Source organism: Flavobacterium sp. (assembly GCF_024642105.1).
GTDB lineage: Bacteria > Bacteroidota > Bacteroidia > Flavobacteriales > Flavobacteriaceae > Flavobacterium.
Genome location: NZ_JAHEBT010000053.1, coordinates 170,766 through 189,563 on the forward strand (window position 1 = coordinate 170,766; position 18,798 = coordinate 189,563).

General features: G+C 34.8%; 18 protein-coding genes. 7 read left to right on the plus strand and 11 right to left on the minus strand.

The features are described 5' to 3' along the window. The first annotated feature begins 83 nt into the window (after positions 1-83). From Q0L65_RS09080 to Q0L65_RS09095, 4 genes are all read left to right on the plus strand, one after another. The gene (locus Q0L65_RS09080; protein ID WP_296685516.1) at positions 84-2,012 is read left to right on the plus strand and encodes a BatA and WFA domain-containing protein; all 1,929 of its coding nucleotides are present in this window, start codon (positions 84-86) and stop codon (positions 2,010-2,012) included. Positions 2,013-2,154: 142 nt separating this feature from the next. Continuing rightward, a complete protein-coding gene (locus Q0L65_RS09085; protein WP_296685519.1) occupies positions 2,155-3,411 on the plus strand; it encodes a dihydroorotase in 1,257 nt (418 codons plus the stop codon). A gap of 3 nt (positions 3,412-3,414) precedes the next feature. Beyond that, complete coding sequence (locus Q0L65_RS09090; RefSeq protein WP_296685520.1) at positions 3,415-3,744, plus strand: hypothetical protein; 330 nt, start codon at positions 3,415-3,417, stop codon at positions 3,742-3,744. Between the two features lie 4 nt (positions 3,745-3,748). Continuing rightward, entirely contained in the window at positions 3,749-4,399 is a 651-nt protein-coding gene (locus Q0L65_RS09095) for a phospholipase (protein WP_296685522.1), read from the plus strand. An 11-nt stretch (positions 4,400-4,410) separates the two neighbouring features. Here the strand turns inward: Q0L65_RS09095 and Q0L65_RS09100 are convergent, their stop codons facing one another. Both Q0L65_RS09100 and Q0L65_RS09105 read right to left on the minus strand, forming a co-directional pair. Continuing rightward, on the minus strand, positions 4,411-4,911 hold the full coding sequence (locus tag Q0L65_RS09100) for a hypothetical protein (RefSeq protein WP_296685524.1): 501 nt from the start codon (positions 4,909-4,911) through the stop codon (positions 4,411-4,413). An 8-nt stretch (positions 4,912-4,919) separates the two neighbouring features. Next, on the minus strand, positions 4,920-5,684 hold the full coding sequence (locus Q0L65_RS09105) for an MBL fold metallo-hydrolase (protein ID WP_296685526.1): 765 nt from the start codon (positions 5,682-5,684) through the stop codon (positions 4,920-4,922). Positions 5,685-5,913: 229 nt separating this feature from the next. Between Q0L65_RS09105 and Q0L65_RS09110 the strand changes: the two genes are divergently transcribed. Continuing rightward, complete coding sequence (locus Q0L65_RS09110) at positions 5,914-7,374, plus strand: TonB-dependent receptor (protein ID WP_296685528.1); 1,461 nt, start codon at positions 5,914-5,916, stop codon at positions 7,372-7,374. Between the two features lie 61 nt (positions 7,375-7,435). Here the strand turns inward: Q0L65_RS09110 and bcp are convergent, their stop codons facing one another. Continuing rightward, positions 7,436-7,888, minus strand: coding sequence for a thioredoxin-dependent thiol peroxidase (gene bcp, locus Q0L65_RS09115; RefSeq protein WP_296685529.1), 453 nt, complete (start codon positions 7,886-7,888; stop codon positions 7,436-7,438). Positions 7,889-7,946: 58 nt separating this feature from the next. On the opposite strand from bcp, the gene nth reads away from it, so the two are divergent. Further along, positions 7,947-8,597, plus strand: a complete 651-nt coding sequence (gene nth / locus Q0L65_RS09120) for an endonuclease III (protein ID WP_296685531.1) — start codon at positions 7,947-7,949, stop codon at positions 8,595-8,597. A 71-nt stretch (positions 8,598-8,668) separates the two neighbouring features. Here the strand turns inward: nth and Q0L65_RS09125 are convergent, their stop codons facing one another. Both Q0L65_RS09125 and Q0L65_RS09130 read right to left on the minus strand, forming a co-directional pair. Next, positions 8,669-8,812 (minus strand): hypothetical protein, encoded by a 144-nt coding sequence (locus Q0L65_RS09125; protein ID WP_296685533.1) that lies wholly within the window; start codon positions 8,810-8,812, stop codon positions 8,669-8,671. A gap of 50 nt (positions 8,813-8,862) precedes the next feature. Then, positions 8,863-9,447, minus strand: coding sequence for a sigma-70 family RNA polymerase sigma factor (locus Q0L65_RS09130; protein WP_296685535.1), 585 nt, complete (start codon positions 9,445-9,447; stop codon positions 8,863-8,865). Between the two features lie 259 nt (positions 9,448-9,706). Here Q0L65_RS09130 and uvrA point away from each other — a divergent pair, with 259 nt between their 5' ends. Beyond that, positions 9,707-12,490 (plus strand): excinuclease ABC subunit UvrA, encoded by a 2,784-nt coding sequence (gene uvrA / locus Q0L65_RS09135; RefSeq protein WP_296685537.1) that lies wholly within the window; start codon positions 9,707-9,709, stop codon positions 12,488-12,490. 9 nt (positions 12,491-12,499) lie between these two features. Here the strand turns inward: uvrA and Q0L65_RS09140 are convergent, their stop codons facing one another. From Q0L65_RS09140 to Q0L65_RS09165, 6 genes are all read right to left on the minus strand, one after another. Beyond that, positions 12,500-12,793, minus strand: a complete 294-nt coding sequence (locus tag Q0L65_RS09140) for a hypothetical protein (RefSeq protein ID WP_296685539.1) — start codon at positions 12,791-12,793, stop codon at positions 12,500-12,502. Positions 12,794-12,909: 116 nt separating this feature from the next. Further along, complete coding sequence (locus Q0L65_RS09145; RefSeq protein WP_296685541.1) at positions 12,910-14,379, minus strand: oligosaccharide flippase family protein; 1,470 nt, start codon at positions 14,377-14,379, stop codon at positions 12,910-12,912. 21 nt (positions 14,380-14,400) lie between these two features. Beyond that, positions 14,401-15,693 (minus strand): glycosyltransferase family 4 protein, encoded by a 1,293-nt coding sequence (locus Q0L65_RS09150; RefSeq protein ID WP_296685543.1) that lies wholly within the window; start codon positions 15,691-15,693, stop codon positions 14,401-14,403. A 2-nt stretch (positions 15,694-15,695) separates the two neighbouring features. Further along, complete coding sequence (locus Q0L65_RS09155) at positions 15,696-16,163, minus strand: DUF6036 family nucleotidyltransferase (RefSeq protein WP_296685545.1); 468 nt, start codon at positions 16,161-16,163, stop codon at positions 15,696-15,698. Positions 16,164-16,167: 4 nt separating this feature from the next. Beyond that, positions 16,168-16,326, minus strand: coding sequence for a hypothetical protein (locus tag Q0L65_RS09160; protein ID WP_296685546.1), 159 nt, complete (start codon positions 16,324-16,326; stop codon positions 16,168-16,170). Positions 16,327-16,368: 42 nt separating this feature from the next. Beyond that, positions 16,369-18,780: a YfhO family protein gene (locus Q0L65_RS09165; RefSeq protein WP_296685547.1), complete on the minus strand. Its 2,412-nt coding sequence runs from the start codon at positions 18,778-18,780 to the stop codon at positions 16,369-16,371. Between the last annotated feature and the right edge of the window lie 18 nt (positions 18,781-18,798).

Consider the following 18,798-nt stretch of genomic DNA (forward strand, 5'->3'; position numbering starts at 1 on the left):
ATAGATTAAATAGTAGTATTTCAAACGGCTAACTAATTTCAAATTTGTAATTTTGAATCCTACGCTATTTAAATCAAAAGCCGATGCAATTCAAACATCCCGAGATTCTGTACTTTCTTTTTCTTTTGGCAGTACCTATTTTGGTTCATTTGTTTCAATTGCGCCGTTTTAAAACAGCCTATTTTACCAATGTTCGCTTTCTAAAAGCACTCACCATTCAAAGCAGAAAAAGTTCACAAATCAAAAAATGGTTATTGCTAGCCACCCGATTATTGCTTCTAACCGCTTTGGTTTTGGCTTTTGCCCAACCTTTTTTAGCTACCAAAGAAAAGTCGAACTCGCAAAAGGAGTTGTATATCATCCTTGACAATTCGTACAGCATGCAGGCCAAAGGCAAGAAAGGCGAATTACTACAACGCGCTATTCAAGAACTATTAGAAACGACGCCCGAGACCATTCATTTTTCTTTGTTGACCAATACCGAAGCTTTTTGGAACACCGATATAAAGTCCATCCAAAAAGAACTTCAAAATCTACAATACAGCGCAACACCTTTCGAATTAGATCCAATTTTAAATCAAATACAAGCTCATCCGTCATTGTATCAAAAAGAAATTGTAGTCATCTCTGATGCTATCGGTTTAGAATCAAAACAGCTTACAACAATAGCTAAAACGGATGCTATTTCATTTATTATTCCAAAAGCAGAACAGCAAAACAATGTATCCATCGATAGCGTCTTCATTCGTCAGACATTAGACAATTTTTACGAAATTGGCATCCAAGTCAGCAATTATGGAGAAAATAACCAACCCATTTCAATGGGACTATACAACCAAAACAAGTTGGTTGCCAAGACAATGGTTTCCTTAAAAAAGCAAAAACAAGTCATTCCATTTACTATTCCTAAAAAAGCATTTCATGGCTCTGTTTCTCTTGTTGATAACGGATTGACTTTTGACAATACCTATTATTTTAGCATTGGCGAAAGCCAAAAAACCAAAGTAATAAGCATTGGAGAAGTTGCAAAAAGTTCGTTTTTATCCCGAATTTACACCAACGATGAATTTGAATACCAAAACAGCACGTTGGCGCAATTGGATTATAACCTTATAGAAAACCAAGACGCCATCGTTTTGAACGAAGTTGAAGAGATTCCACAAGCGCTACAAACCACTTTACACTCATTTGTTGAAAAAGGAGGCAATCTCATTCTGATTCCTTCGGCAAAGTCATCGATTTCTAACCTCAATTCTCTGGTTCAAAAGACAGGAAATACAGTATTTAAATCGGCCAATACTACCGAAAAATTGATTACCAAAATCCATTTCAATCATCCTATTTTCAGGAACGTTTTTGAAAATCAAATTTCGAATTTTCAGTACCCAAAAACCAAAACATCCTTTACTATTACAAGCACTAGTCCTGCTGTTTTATCGTATCAAGATGAAAGTCCATTTTTAGTTTCTTCCAATACAGGAGCGGGTAATGTGTCTATTTTTTCTGCTGCATTGAATATGGAAAATTCCAATTTCCAACAATCGCCTCTGATTGTACCAGTATTGTACCAATTGTCACAAAGCCAAGAAAAAAATGGTGTTACTGCACGAACAATTGGCAATACCGATTCGTATTTTGTCACAACCAATTTAGACAAAGAAGGGGTCTTAACCGTTAAAAACGAAACGGAACAATTCATTCCAATGCAACAAATTTTGAATGCCAAAGTCAAAATGGAGTTTGGAGAACATCCAAAACAAGCTGGAAATTTTGCAGTTTTCAATACCAAAAAATGGATTCAAAATATCAGTTTTAATTATAACCGAAGCGAAAGTGACTTATTTCAAAACAACGAAAAACTACTTTCTAACACGAATCAGATAGACTCTATGGCAACTGTCTTCGAACGCATTCAAAGCGAAAACAACGATAGCCAAATATGGAAATGGTTTCTTATATTTGCACTGTTATTACTGGTAACAGAAATGGCTATTATTCGATTCATGAAGTAAAATAGAATACAAATTATAATTTTTCAATCAAATAAAAATTAAAAATTTATACTAAATAATTACTTTCAATAAAATTCAGTAAAACACTGGTTTAGAATTTAATAAATACACGATTTTACACATTACAAAATCAAGAAAAAACATGAAAACAATCATCCGAAGCGCAAAAATTATCGACTCTAAAAGTCCTTTTCACAACAAGACCGTAGATATATTAATTGCTGATGGTTGGATCACCAAAATAGGAAATGCATTAGCTAATCCGGAAAATTACCAAGAAATACAATACGATAATTTACACGTTTCACCAGGTTGGTTCGACAGTAGTGTCTCGTTTGGTGAACCCGGTTTTGAAGATCGAGAAACTATCGAGAACGGATTACAAGTAGCTGCAAAAAGTGGGTTCACTGGAATTGCCTTACAACCCAACTCGTTCCCAATTATCGATAATCAATCCCAAGTGCATTTTGTAAAAAGTAAAGCCCAAGGTGCAGCAACCGAATTATTCCCTATTGGTGCCTTAACCAAAGGAAGCGAAGGAAAAGATATGGCCGAATTATTCGATATGAAAAATGCAGGAGCTATTGCTTTTGGAGATTACAATCGAAGTTTGGACAATGCCAATTTGTTAAAAATCGCATTACAATACACACAAGATTTTGACGGCTTAGTGATAGCCTTCTCGCAAGATGAAAAAATCAAAGGAAATGGAGTCGCTAACGAAGGAATCGTTTCAACACGATTAGGACTTAAAGGAATTCCTAATTTAGCCGAAGAATTACAAGTCGCTAGAAACTTATTTTTACTCGAATATACGGGAGGAAAATTACACATTCCAACTATCTCAACTGCAAAATCAGTTGCTTTAATCCAAGAAGCCAAAGCCAAAGGTTTACAAGTAAGTTGTAGCGTCGCGGTACATCATTTGGTTTTAACCGACAAAAAACTAGAAGAGTTTGACACTCGTTCCAAATTAAGTCCGCCATTGCGTACAGAAACCGATCGATTGGCTTTGATAGAAGGTGTTAAAAACGGTACTATTGATATCATTACTTCGGACCACAACCCTATTGATATTGAACATAAAAAAATGGATTTTGACACAGCTAAAGGCGGCACCATTGGTTTGGAAAGTGCTTTTGGAGCGTTAATGACTGTACTGCCTGTCGAAATTATAGTTGAAAAACTAACTTTTGGTAGAATTATTTTTGGGTTAGTAACTCCTTCCATAACTGAAGGTGCTAAAGCCAACTTAAGCTTATTCAACCCTGAAGGAAAAAGTACTTTTACTACCGAAGCCATCCGTTCAAAATCGAAAAACTCGGCCTTTATTGGTACCGAAATCAAAGGAAAAGTATATGGAATTGCGAATCAAGACCAACTGATTCTAAACCACTAAATCATGAACAAAGAAACGATTGAAGCCGGAAAAGCAACCGCCATCACCAGTTATATTTTAGGAATTGGCGTATTCATTGCAATGTCTATGAATGCTGAAAGTAAAAATCCGTTTGCCACTTTTCATATCCGTCAAGGATTAGGATTGACTTTGACTTTCATTTCTTTAGGCTTAATCATTAGCAATTTTGACAGTTTATTGATTTCATTTCCTATGTGGATTTTTATTTCCGTTTTATGGGGGTATGGTATTTTTACTGCCATTAAAGGCGAAATCAAACCCATGCCACTATTAGGAACCTATTTCCAGAAATGGTTATCCAATATTTCTTAACACCATGAATTTATCTTTAGAATACCTCATCAGAGAACCCAAAATAAAAATGGATTCGAATCCGCTGTTGCTTTTATTGCACGGATACGGTAGCAATGAAGCTGATTTATTTTCTTTTGCTTCTGAACTTCCTGAAAACTACTATGTTATTTCAGCACGTGCGCCTTACGATTTACAGTACGGAAGCTATGCATGGTATGCTATCAATTTTGATGCCGACGAAAATAAATTCTCTGACCACGAACAAGCTAAAGTTTCCAGAAATTTGATTAGTACATTTATCGATGAACTACTTGAGAATTATCCTATTGATGCTACAAACATTACGCTAATTGGTTTTAGCCAAGGAGCCATTTTAAGTTATGCAGTAGCGCTTTCTGACCCTCAAAAAATTAAAAATGTAATTGGGTTAAGCGGTTATGTAAGTGAGCCTATTCTAAAAGCAGGTTTCGAAAATAACGACTTTTCTACCTTGGGCATTTTTGCTTCCCACGGAACTGTAGACCAAGTTATTCCTGTGGAATGGGCAAGAAAATCAGATGCATTTTTAACTCAATTAGGCATTGCTCACACCTATAAAGAATACCCAATCGGGCATGGAATTTCGCCTCAAGTGTTTTTTGATTTTAAGAATTGGCTTCAAGCCCACTCGTAAAAAAACTCCTTTTATTTTTGGTATAAAAGCGACTGATTCACTTCAAAAGAGATGGTTTCATCCTCATTTACGAAGTATTTCAATAGTACTTCACCCCAAATTTCGCCATCACTAAAATCGGCGATAATCCATCGGTGATTCAGTATTTTTACTTTATTAATAATGAATTTATTTGCGCCTATTTGGTCTTGACCTGTATACGGATTCCCTTTTGGATTGGAATTATAATCCAATAATTTTTCAGTCACTACCGGAATCAATTTCTCATACTGAATCGTCTTTTGCGTACTTTGGTTATCAAAATAGTTCTGTGCATTTTCATTTTTGGCCAAAGAAAAATAATTGGCATCAGCCAATTGATTCGAAACCAAAGTCAAACTATCCCTCAATTTGGATATTTTCTTTTCGGAACGCTGTTGCTCAAATTTCACTTCACTGCTCAAAAACACATAGGTAAACAAGGTAGTCAAGGCAAAAAGTATCGTTAAATAAAGTAGTAAGGAACGTTTCATAAGGAAAATTAAATAGTGATTTCTAAATTATCATACGCAAGAAAAACATTTTCAGGAAGCTTTTTTTGTACTTCTTCATGAAAACCCAAATGGTGACTAATGTGCGTCAAATACGCTTTTTCAGGCTGTACCAAAGTTATAAAATCTAAAGCTTCTTGCAAATTGAAGTGGGTTTGGTGCGGTTCTTCGCGTAAAGCGTTTACCACCAAAACTTTAAGGCCTTTTAGTTTTTCAATTTCTGACTCTTCAACCGTTTTCACATCAGTTAAATACGCAAAATCATCGATGCGATAACCAAAAACTTGCAAATCGCCGTGCATCACATTAATAGGAATTGCCATTTTATTTCCAACTGCAAAAGGATTATTATTTTGCACTTCAAAAGTAACTACTGAAGGCGCTCCAGGATATTTATTTTCGGTTTCGAATACATATTCAAAACGTCGCTTCAAATTATCAATTACGCGTTGGTGCGCATAAATTGGCATTGCCCCTTGACGAAAGTTAAATGGCCGAATATCATCTATTCCCGCTGTATGATCCGCGTGTTCGTGAGTAAATAAAATTCCGTCTACTTTTTGACAATTGGAAACCAACATCTGTTGCCTGAAATCAGGACCACAATCGAACACAAATGAATGATTTTCCCATGACACCCAAGCCGAAACACGCAAACGCTTGTCTTTTGCATCAGCACTTTTACAAACAGGATGATCACTCCCAATAATAGGGATGCCTTGCGATGTACCAGTACCTAAAAAATATATTTTCAAAAGCGATGTATTTGTGATTGATCTTGAGAATAAAAACTCATTTTAACGCTATCAATAACGAAAAAATCGTGATTCAAAAATAGTAATTCTACATTTGAATGCGCTAAAAATACGATTCAAATAATAATCGCATCAAGATGTCATTTTTTTACAAAAATAAGGTTAAATATCTTTCAACAAACTCCTAATTTGTTAACTTTGTAACATAAAAGCACTTTTGATATAAATAATGCATACCAAAAAGATAAAACTCAAAGGAGATAAAGTAATGGAGCAAATTCCTTCTATCAAGGATAAGGCGCTCCGTATCAACCTTAACGAAAATATTTACGGAACTTTTGCCGAAATTGGTGCCGGACAAGAAACGGTTAGACACTTTTTTAGAGCGGGAGGGTCATCTGGAACTATTGCAAAAGCAATGTCTGCCTACGACAAGGACTTTAGTGACGCCGTTTACGGTATCGAAGAAGACGGTCGTTACGTAACCGAAAGCCGATTGAAAAAGATGCTTTCTCACGAAGTGAGCTTGATTGAAAAGCGTTTGAGTAGAGACAAGCACCCCAACAAAATGTTCTTTAGTTATGCCAATACCGTGGCAACTATCGATTTTGCAAAGCAATTCAAAGGGCATGGTTGGGTTGGAATTAGTTTTCAAATTGAACCTGACGAAGCCTACAACGAAATCATTCTACACATTCGTTTCAAAGAAACCGATTCAAGATTGCAACAAGAAACCTTAGGAATTCTTGGAGTAAACTTAATTTACGGTGCTTATTACAAATACAATGATCCTAAAAAATTGCTGCGTTATTTGTATGACCATTTGGACAAAGACCAACTAGAAATTGACACTATCAACTTCTCAGGGCCTCGTTTTGCGGATGTAGACAACCGTTTAATGAGTTTACAATTGGTAAAAAATGGAATGACAGATGCAGTAATGTTCAATCCTGAAGGAAAAAACATCTTACCAGCGGCGATTTTGTACAAGAAAAACTTATTGGCCTTTAGAGGAAGTTTCCGTCCTGTAACCAAGGTGAATATGGACATGTACGAGAAATCTTTGAAGATGTTCTTGAATGAAAATAAGGTAGAAAAAGAAAATACACTCGTAGTATTTGAAATTACATTGTCTAATTTACGTTCTGACGGAGAAATTGACGAAAGAGATTTCATGGATCGTGCTGAATTACTTTGTTCGTTAGGTCAAACGGTAATGATTTCGAATTTCCAAGAATACTATAAAGTAGTAGAGTATTTCGCTAATTATACCAAAGCCCGTATGGGATTAGCAATGGGGGTTAACAACCTAGTTGACATCTTTGACGAGAAATACTACCGCCACTTAAGTGGAGGAATCTTAGAAGCATTCGGTAAATTATTCTACCGAGACATGAAAGTATTTTTGTACCCAATGATAGGTGAAAATGGAGAAATCATTACTTCAGAAAACTTAAAAGTACATCCACGAATGAAAGAATTGTACAAGTTCTTTAAATTCAATGGAAAAGTGATTGATATCGAAGATTATAATCCTGAAATATTAGAAGTATTCTCTCGCGAAGTACTTAAAATGATTAGTCAAGGAAAAGAAGGATGGGAAGAAATGCTTCCATCTGGAGTAGCCGAAATTATAAAAGAACACCACTTATTTGGATACGAACCCAGTAAGTTCTTAAAAGAAGTTTAGTAAAATTGAAGCATAAAAAATCCCCAATTGAATCAGTTGGGGATTTTTTCATGAAATACTATTACTTTAAAATCTGAGCAGCATGCGCTTTGGTTTTTACATCAGAAATCACATCTGCTATAATTCCGTTTTCATCAATGACGAAAGTCGTTCTATGAATACCATCGTATTCTTTACCCATAAATTTCTTTGGTCCCCAAACTCCAAAAGCTTGAATCACTGATTTGTCCTCATCTGCTAAAAGCGGAAATGGAAAATCGTATTTTTCTTTGAATTTAGCCTGTGCTTTTTGCGCATCTGCACTTACTCCTAATAACGCATAATTATTCGCTTGAAAACGCTCAAAATTATCTCTTAAGTCGCAGGCTTCTGCTGTACAACCTGGCGTATTTGCTTTTGGATAAAAAAACACTACTAATTTTTTCCCTTTATAATCGGCTAATTGATGTGATTCCCCGTCTTGATCCACACCTGAAAATTGAGGTGCTTGATCTCCTATTTTTAATGTTGTCATAAATCTTAGTATTGGATTGTTGGAATTGTTTTATTTTTACAGGAATAAAAATACAAAAATGAACAAACAGGAACGGGTAACATTTGTTATAAATACGTTAAAAGAATTGTATCCCACAATTCCTATCCCTTTAGACCATAAAGATCCGTATACCTTACTAATAGCTGTATTACTATCGGCACAATGTACAGATGTTCGGGTGAATCAAATTACCCCTCTATTATTTGCGAAAGCAGATAATCCCTACGATATGATTAAATTATCCGTAGAAGAAATTAAAGAAATCATCCGTCCATGTGGATTATCACCTATGAAATCAAAAGGAATTTATGGCTTATCACAAATTCTAATTGAAAAGCACAACGGAAAAGTCCCTCAAAGTTTTGAAGCTCTAGAAGAACTACCAGCAGTGGGACATAAAACCGCTAGTGTAGTAATGTCTCAAGCTTTTGGTATTCCTGCTTTTCCGGTAGATACACACATCCATCGTTTAATGTACCGCTGGAACTTAACTAATGGAAAAAATGTGGTACAAACTGAAAAAGATGCCAAACGCATTTTCCCAGAGGAATTATGGAATGAATTGCACTTGCAAATCATTTGGTATGGACGCGAATATTCGCCTGCACGAGGATGGAATTTAGAGAAAGATATCATCACTAAAACGATAGGACGAAAATCCGTTTTAGACGATTACTTCAAAAAATAAATAGTTAGATCATAAAAAACCACCTTCATTAATACATTAACAAAGGTGGTTTAGCAACTAACAATGAATTTTTAATTAGCGATAAGTTCAAAAGTAGCTTGCTCAGTTTTGACTACTTTCAACGCTTTTGAATAGTTCAACAAGAAAGAAACAACTTCTTTCTTTGGTTTCATTTTTGGAGCAACAAATGATTTTTTAGAGTAGATTTTTGCCATAGTTTGCATTTACAATTTACACTACAACGACAAAAATCACAAAATATTGCTTAGTTAGTCAAAATAATTTGGTGTTTATCAATCACTTTTCTCAAATTAAGTAAAGCGTAACGCATTCGTCCTAAAGCAGTATTGATACTTACTCCCGTCGCTTCTGAAATTTCCTTAAAGCTCATATCTTGGTACAGGCGCATCATCAATACCTCTTTTTGATCTGCTGGGAGTTCTTCTACTAATTGACGTAAATCTTTGGCCACCTGATCTGAAATTAATTTATTTTCTATTGTCAACGCATCATCTGTCATAATGGAAAATATGGAGAACTCTTCGGTCTCTCTGTACAAAGGCATTTTTTTATTTCTGCGAAAATGGTCCACAATCAGATTATGAGCAATTCGCATTACCCAGGGAAGAAATTTTCCTTCTTCATTATAGGCATTGGATTTTAAAGTGCGAATTACTTTGATAAACGTATCTTGAAAAATATCGTCAGAAAGATCTCTATCGCCTACTTTGGAATAGATAAAACCAAAAATTTTGGATTGGTGTCTTTTGATAAGAGTTGCTAAAGCAGCTTCATTGCCCGCAATATAATCATTTACTAATGTAGCATCATCAATAGGAGGAATAGCCATAATATACCTTTTAGAGGGTTTGTAATTCTAAATAATGTTCTAAAAAGTAAAAATGTTAAATAGGCTTTTGTTTTTATTTGATGATTATACGTACAAATTTAACTTAATTTTATTGGATTATGCAAACAAAAAAGAAAGAATCTCAAAGTATCAGACTATTTTAGAGGTAAAAAGGAATGGATTGAAGTAGTAATTTGGATATCTTAGAGTAGTAATTCTGAGTCGAAAATTGATTACTTTTGCTCAAAATACACTTTTTATGTCAATTGACCTTTCTACATTAGACCCAAAGAAAAACATCATCATTAAAGGCGCTCAAGTACATAATTTAAAAAATGTAGACGTAGCCATTCCAAGGAACAAACTGGTAGTAATTACTGGTCTTTCAGGTTCTGGAAAATCGAGTTTGGCTTTTGACACTTTATATGCTGAAGGTCAACGTCGCTATGTAGAAAGCTTATCGTCTTATGCGCGCCAATTCTTAGGTCGTTTGGACAAACCCAAAGTAGAATACATCAAAGGAATTGCACCCGCTATTGCTATTGAACAGAAAGTCAATACGACCAATGCACGTTCGACCGTTGGAACCTCAACAGAAATTTACGATTATATCAAATTATTATATGCCCGTGTAGGACGTACTTTCTCACCTATTTCAGGCCAAGAAGTTAAAAAAAATACCGTAACCGATGTTGTGTCGGAGGTGAAAAAATTAGAGCTGGATAGCAAATGGCTCCTCCTCGCTCCTATTCATTTGGAAAAAGGGCGAAAACTAGAAGACAAACTGAACGTCTTGTTGCAACAAGGTTTTGCTCGAATTTTAGTGGATGGCGAAATGGTTCGATTAGACGATTTACCCAAAGGTTTGAGCAAAAAAGAAATCTTTCTGATTGTTGATCGAATTGTAGTCAAAGCCGAAGAAGAATTCTATAATCGCTTGGCCGATGCTGTTCAAACTGCATTTTTTGAAGGAAAAGGGATTTGCTATTTGCAAGAATTAAACTCAGAGAAACGTTTTTCGTATTCCAATAATTTTGAGCTAGACGGGATTTCTTTTTTGGAACCCAATGTGCATTTGTTCAGCTTCAACAATCCTTATGGGGCTTGTCCTGTTTGCGAAGGCTACGGCAATATCATTGGAATTGATGCTGAATTGGTGGTACCAAATACAAGCTTATCCATTTTTGAGAATGCTATTTTTCCTTGGCGAGGTGAAAGCATGAGTTGGTTCAGAGATGAATTGGTGAAAAATGCTTACAAATTTGACTTTCCAATTCACAAACCTTTTTTCGAATTGACCGAAGAACAAAAAGAAATAGTTTGGACAGGAAATGAATATTTTCAAGGGTTAAATGATTTTTTCAAAGAATTAGAAGAGAAAAATTATAAGATTCAAAACCGCGTGATGTTGTCTCGTTATCGAGGCAAAACTAAATGCAACTCCTGTAAAGGAAAACGTTTACGAATTGAAGCTTCTTATGTAAAAATAAACGGCAAAACCGTTTCCGATTTGGTAGATTTACCTATCCTTCACCTAGTTGAATTCTTCAAAAACATTGAACTCAACGAGTACGAAAAACAAATTGCCAAACGACTGCTCATTGAAATCAACAACCGTTTGTCCTTTTTAACCGAAGTAGGGTTGGATTACCTTACCCTAAATAGAAATTCGGCTACACTTTCCGGAGGCGAATCGCAACGTATCAACTTGGCGACATCTTTAGGAAGTAGCTTGGTGGGGTCTATGTATATTTTGGATGAACCAAGCATTGGTTTGCATCCTAAAGACACTGAACGCTTAATTAAAGTTTTGTTGTCTCTACGAGATTTGGGCAATACCGTAATTGTAGTAGAACATGACGAAGATATAATGAAAGCTGCCGATATGATTATCGATATTGGTCCTGAGGCCGGAACCCATGGAGGAAATTTAGTAGCGCAAGGAACGTATAATGAAATTCTACAATCGGATTCATTAACTTCTCAATATTTGAATGGTAATTTGGAAATTTCGGTTCCAAAAAAACGTAGACCTTTCAAAAATCAAATCGAAATCAAAGGCGCAAGAGAAAACAATTTGCAGAACATTGACGTTAGCTTTCCGCTTGACGTTCTAACTGTTATTACAGGAGTTTCTGGAAGTGGAAAAAGTACTTTGGTGAAAAAGATTTTATTTCCTGCTATGCAAAAAAAATTAGATAACGCAGGAGAAAAAGCAGGTCAGTTTACCGAAATGATCGGGTCATTTTCGCACATCAAACACATTGAATATGTAGACCAAAATCCTATTGGAAGAAGTTCGCGTTCTAATCCCGTTACCTATATCAAGGCGTATGATGATATTCGGGATTTGTATGCCAAAGAAAAGCTATCTAAAGTTAGAGGATATCAAGCCAAACATTTCTCTTTTAACGTCGATGGTGGACGTTGCGAAAGCTGTAAGGGAGAAGGAACTATCAATGTAGAAATGGTTTTTATGGCCGATGTACAACTGCATTGCGAAACCTGTAATGGAAAACGTTTCAAAAAGGAAGTTTTAGAAGTTAGTTTTGAAGGTAAAAACATCAATGACATATTAACGATGACTATTGATGATGCTATTGCTTTTTTTGCTGAACATAAACAAACTAAAATAACTCAAAAATTACAACCCCTTCAGGATGTGGGATTGGGTTATGTACAATTAGGACAATCATCTTCTACTCTTTCTGGTGGAGAGGCACAACGCATCAAGTTAGCTTCATTTTTAGTTAAGGGAGCTACCAAAGACAAGGCGCTTTTTGTTTTTGACGAACCTACAACCGGATTGCATTTTCACGACATCAAGAAGTTACTAGCTTCCTTCGATGCGTTAATTGAAAAAGGCCATTCCATCATTGTCATAGAACACAATTTGGACCTTATCAAATGTGCCGATTGGATTATTGATCTAGGACCAGAAGGAGGCGAAAATGGAGGAAAGTTATTAGGCGCAGGAACTCCCGAAGATGTAGTGAAAATGAAAAAATCTATTACCGCTAGCTATTTAAAAGAAAAACTATAAATCGGATTATTAGTAGCATGGTTCCTCAAAGGTTTTACCGTCTTCATCAATTGCAATGAGAATTCTTTTTTCTTTACCATACACAAAAGTCATATACAGCCACCCTATAGACCATAATCCAAGCGTCAAACAAAATAGGGCGAAATTGAGTGTATGATTAATAGATCTTGGTTCTCTAGATAAAATAGCGAAAGGTAATTTATCATTTTTTTCTTTCACGATAAAACCTGCATGGATTCTAGCGCTAACTCTTTTGTAAAAATCTTGAAGACTTTTTTCAGAACTGATGGGATTGTTTTTCATTTGAATTGGGATTATGTTTTTTACAACTATTAGCAAAAATAATTCCATTACATAGTATGCACAATACCAACTTTTAGTGATATTAATAAAGTGTAGATTTCAAAGGATATTCTAAATTACGATTTTAATTTCAGTTTCTTAAAAATATCGTCCAAAAATCGATTTATTTCGACAGAAATAACAAATTTATAGTTCAAATACACATAAAGCACCGTTACTAAAATTGACTTTAAACCAATTCCTATGATAGGATGGAACGGAAATTGCCAAAAATAAAACAATACAAAAAGTACAACGGTAATACTGATTGAATACAATGTCTGTGTTGTAAAAGGATACAAATGCATCCGTTTTACCACAAACATTAGTTTAGCTACACTGTATAGTGTAATTGATAACAAAGTGGCAAATGCAGACCCTATGATACCATATAGTGGAATGAAAATTATATTTAAAACAAACGTAACTAATACCAACATCAATCCTAAAAATAATACCATACGATAGTATTTAGAATTAAAAATGATGGCATTATTATTACCGAGAATTAAATCAAAATATTTAGATAGACCAATCATAAATACAATCCATATTCCACCTGCATAATCTTTTGGTAGCATTTCATACAACTGGTCTATATTCACAAAAATACATAGCATCACAAATCCACCCACTAATTGCAAATTAATAGACGTCTTTTTATACAAATCGTTGAGTTCGTCGTGTTTGTTTTCGTGCATTAATTTGGCCGTAATAGGATACACAATCTGGTGCATCGCACGGCTTGGAACCGAAATCACTAAAGCGATATAAGTCGCCACAGAATAATACGCTATATTTCCAATATCCATGTATTGATTCAACATAATTTTATCGCCATCCAAAAGTAAGTTGGCCACACTACCCGACAGAATAATATAAAACGTGTATTCTAAAATAGCTTTAACATTGTGAGGAATCGAAAATTGGAAAACAGGTTTTTTGACTTTAAAAGCATACAACATCGTCACTAAAAAGGCTACGAAATAAATTACTGCCGTTAAATAAATAAAATCAATAGCCGTAATCCATTTAAAATAAATCCCTAAAAGTCCTACTACCGAAAACAAGCGTAGACCCACTTCTTTAATAAAGTTTCCAAATACAGAATGCATATGTACTCTAGCCCAAGCATAAAAAATCTCAAAGTAAGCCATACATAAACCCATAAATGGAATTAAGTAAATATACTCTTTTACAATTGGATTCTTTTTAGTCAAAAAAGAAACAATATCATCGTAAAAAAACAATCCAATAAAGATCAACGGAATACATAATACAAGAGGAAATAAAACAGTGAATGATAGGAATTGGTTTTCTTCCTTTTCCGTTTTGCATTGAGAATAAAACTTAACTAAGGTATTTTGCATTCCAATAGCAAACAAAGGCATGATCACATTGGCACAAGACAAAATATAATTAGACAAACCGTAATACGTTTTTCCTAAAATGGGAGGAAATAAAAACAACGTACTAACTCCTCCAACGGCAAAACCAATGTAGGTTATGATAGTGTTTTTTAAAGATTGATTTAAAACGATTCCCATAAGTTGGATGGTTATTTTGGATTATTGATGGAGTAATTCCACCAATTGTTTGGTTAGATTTTTTCGAGAATACTGTTGGAGTCCTACTCCATTCGATTGTAATTTACCTTCTAAAAATTGAGTATAATAATCTCGAATGGTTTGTTTTAGTTTCACTTTTTCAGAATACTCAAAAAACACTCCCGTATTGGTATTGGTAATAATTTCTGCAAAATCAGAGTCTTTGGGACCAATGGCTATAATAGGTCGTTCCGAAACCATATACTCAAACAATTTACCTGGCAGTATACTTTTAGTCTCTTCTGAATTGATTTCAATCAACAATAAAACTTGTGATTTACGTTGGTGAGCCACTGCATCTGCATGCGAAACATAACCTAAGTTATTCAAATACGGATTCAAGCCCAATTGCCCAATTGTTTCCAAAACTTCTTGACTTACTGCACCTATTAATTTGATTTCTAAATGGGATTTAAAACCTGGGATTTCCGCACAAAGCTCAATCAAACTTTCCCATAAAATCTTCGGATTTCTTTCCGATAGAAAAGAACCAATATGTGCCAAACTAAATTTAGTGTCCAAAGTTTGTTTTTCAACTTTTTCAACATCAAAACCATTCGTGATAACTTCGATTGGTTTAGTTGTTAAAACTTGAAACTCGGTTTTGGTTGTTTTACTTGTTACAATAATCGTATCTGCTGAATTCAGTACTTGACTTTCTAGTTGTTTGTGCTTCTTAGCTGCATATTGAGATAACCGCAACGATTTATGGTAACCAATAGTGGTCCAAGGGTCACGGAAATCAGCCAACCACTTTAGATTTAATTTTTGTTTTAATTCCAAACCGATTAAATGCAAACTATGGGGCGGACCAGAAGTAACTATCGTATCGATTTCGTTCTCCCGAATGTATTTCTCCAAATATGCAACAGAAGGTTTTACCCAAAAAACACGCGCATCTGGAATAAACAAATTGCCACGTACCCAAAGCATAACCTTCTCTAAAAAAGATTGTTTTTTCTGATTGGGAATAATTCCCGAACTGATTTTTTTGGTCTTATTTTTAGATAAAAAAGAAGCTAATTGATAGGGCTCAAAAATTGGATTTTTTAAAATAATCGCTTTATCCGAAACTTCACTTTCCAAATGGGAATCGACAATTGGATAGGTAGGATTCTCAGGTACATACACAATAGGTTGTACATCAAAATCCGGTAAATATTTAACAAACTTCAACCAACGTTGCACTCCTGGCCCTCCTGCTGGTGGCCAATAATACGTGATGATTAAAAGTTTTTTTTGATTTGGTTCCAAATTTATTGATTAGATTTATTATTGATTTTTTCTAATTCTTCAATATCTAAAATATCTTTTGGGCGATTTGAAGCTTTCTTAGCTTTGATTAAATTATTATAATCTAAAAAGTAAACTGGAGTTTCGCTAATCTCAACAATATAGGCTTGTTTTAAAAGTTGTTCAAAAGAACTATTTTCTAAACCTTTTACAGAGGTCATTATATCTAATCTTAAATTAAAATTCAAAGTAATATCTGTCCAACCTGGAATAAACTGCATCGTATTAATATTTTCAAAATCACCTATTCCAAGTTGTTTTAATGCTTCCCTTAAGTTTTTTCTATTTTCAATTGAGTCCTCAATAAATATATCAATATCACCTGTATTTCTCCCATAGCCATATATACTTACGGCAAGTCCTCCAATAGTCAAATATTTAACTTTATTCAAAGAGAAGTACTTCCAAATTTCAATTATCTGACTATCCATCGAATTACTTAACTATTTTTTTAGCTTTTTTCAACATATAGGAAAGCTCAATTATCGCCATAAACTTTTCAAAACGTTGTTGCGGCGTCATTTTTCTAACCTCATCAATATAACGGGCTTCCATTTTTGAGGGATGAGCATGATTTAATTTGGCTGCCTTCATTTTTATCGAAATTAATGATCAAATTTACAAATTAAACATCAACTATTCACTTCTCTTTTTTCTTTCAAAATAAATTCCACCCATCAAAAGCAATAGTATTCCAATAGAACTTACCAAAGTAATTGTACTTCCTGTTTGCACTACTTGAGGCTCAAACTTGAATTCAACACTATGTTTCCCCGCTGGAATTGGCAAAGCTCTCAAAACATAATCAGCTTGAAGATATTCCACTTTCTTGCCGTCAATATAAGCGTTCCAACCGTTTTTATAATACATTTCAGAAAAAACTGCCAAACCTTCATTAGGATTAATCGAAGTATATTTCAAATCATTGGGTTGATACGAATCCAATGTGATAGTAGCCGAACTGTCTTTGGCGAAAGCCGTCTTTTTGACTTCAAATTCTTTGGCACTAATTACCGCTATATTTTTAGAATCGAATTGATCTAAAACTTTCATCTCTTCGTCAGCAGAATGAACTAATTTCACCTGACTCACAAACCACGCATTTCCATTCGCCTCTGGATTGGCAATCGGAAATTCTTTTCCGTCTTTATCGGTTTGAATCAAATATTTTACATTCAAAAAGTTTAAGGTTTCCAAATTATTTTTAGCAATTTGGTAGTCAAACAATTGTTGCATTCTTCTCGGCTTGGCCGCATGGTAACCACCAATCGATTTATGGAAAAACGAAGCTCTTGCACTCGATAAATTACCATTAATTTCAAAAACTCGGTAATTGCTACTGTCTTTTAAAATTTGCAAATCCACTGGAGTCGCTTGAAAAGGTACTTCTACTTCTCTTTTGCTCACAAAATCTTTATCTGAAACGTATTTTTTATCGACCAAGAACAAGTCAAAAATCATCACTAAACCAATAACAATAATGGTTGTTTGTTGTGCCAATTTATTTTTGATAAACAACCATAAGGCTCCCGCTACAAGTAGAATAAAGAAAGTAGAACGCAATAAATCAGCGCTATACATGGTTTTTCTATCTGCTTTTAAAGCATCGACAAAAGCAGGTCCGTAACTCTTCAAGAAATACTCATCTCCACTTCCCGAAAAGTTAAACATTCCTTTGACTAAAAACAGAATCGCCATAACTCCTACTCCAAAAATAGTCGTTTGCAACAATCCTTTCTTTTGTTGGTCTTGATCCAATTGGAAAAAAGATTGCAATCCCATCACCGCCAATACAGGAAAACACAATTCCAGAATAACTTGGATAGAAGAAACGGCTCTAAACTTGTCATACAATGGGATAAAATCTATGAAAAAATTAGTTACAGTAGGGAAATTTTTACCCCAAGAAAGCACCAAAGCAATCATCGCGCCTCCAAAGAAAACATATTTGATTTTTCGATTGTCTATAAACAACGCTAAAAAAGCTAAAAAGAAAACTACTGCTCCAATATAAGCTGGTGCGGCCACAATCGGCTGGTCTCCCCAATACGTCGGCATTCCTTTTACATAATCTTGTGCTTGAACAGCAGGAACACCTTGACTAATCATAAACTGATACATACTACTATCGGTTCCTAAAGCTTCATTATTAGAACCTCCAAAAAGTCGTGGCGCCACCAAATTGAAACTTTCGGCAATTCCGTAACTGTACTCGGTAATGTAATCGCGAGACAAAGCACTATTTTCGGTTACCTTAGAACCATCGGCATTGAAAGTCAATTCGCTTTTTCCTCTTGTACTGAATTTGGTATATTCAGTAGTGGCTAACAAGTTGGTTGCATTGGCACCAATAGCAAAAATCCCAGCAATGGCAAGCACTCCAAAAGCGCGTCCTAAACCTTTAAAATCTTTTTCTTTAATGAATTGATATGTAAAATAACCTACTAAAACCAATAAGAAAATCAACAAATAATAGGTCATTTGAAAGTGATTGGCATTGATTTCTAATGCCGTAGCAAACAAAGTCAGCAAACCTCCCCAAACATATTTTTTTTGGAACACCAATAAAAAACCAGCAATTACGAGTGGCATATAGGCAATAGCGTGGGCTTTAGCATTGTGTCCCACTCCAAGAATTATTATTAAATAGGTGGAGAATCCAAACGCAATGGCACCAAAGAAAGCCTTCAGAGGATCCATTTTTAGTACCAATAATAAACCATAAAAACCTAAGAAATACAAAAACAAATAATCGGCTGGGCGAGGTAAAAAACGTAACACATCATCCAAAGTACCGATGTAATCGTGAGGGTATTTAGCTCCTAATTGATAGGTTGGCATTCCGCCAAAAGCAGCATTCGTCCAATACGGCTCAATATGAGTAGCAGCTCTAAAATCATTTTGCTCTTTTGCCATTCCGGTATATTGTACAATATCCGATTGGAAGATTTGTTTTCTTTGTAAAACAGGATAAAAGTAAATCAGCGAAATCAGAACAAAACCAATAATGGCAAGCAAATGAGGATAGAACGTATGTAGTTTTTTCAAAGTTGAAATAGTTTGGTT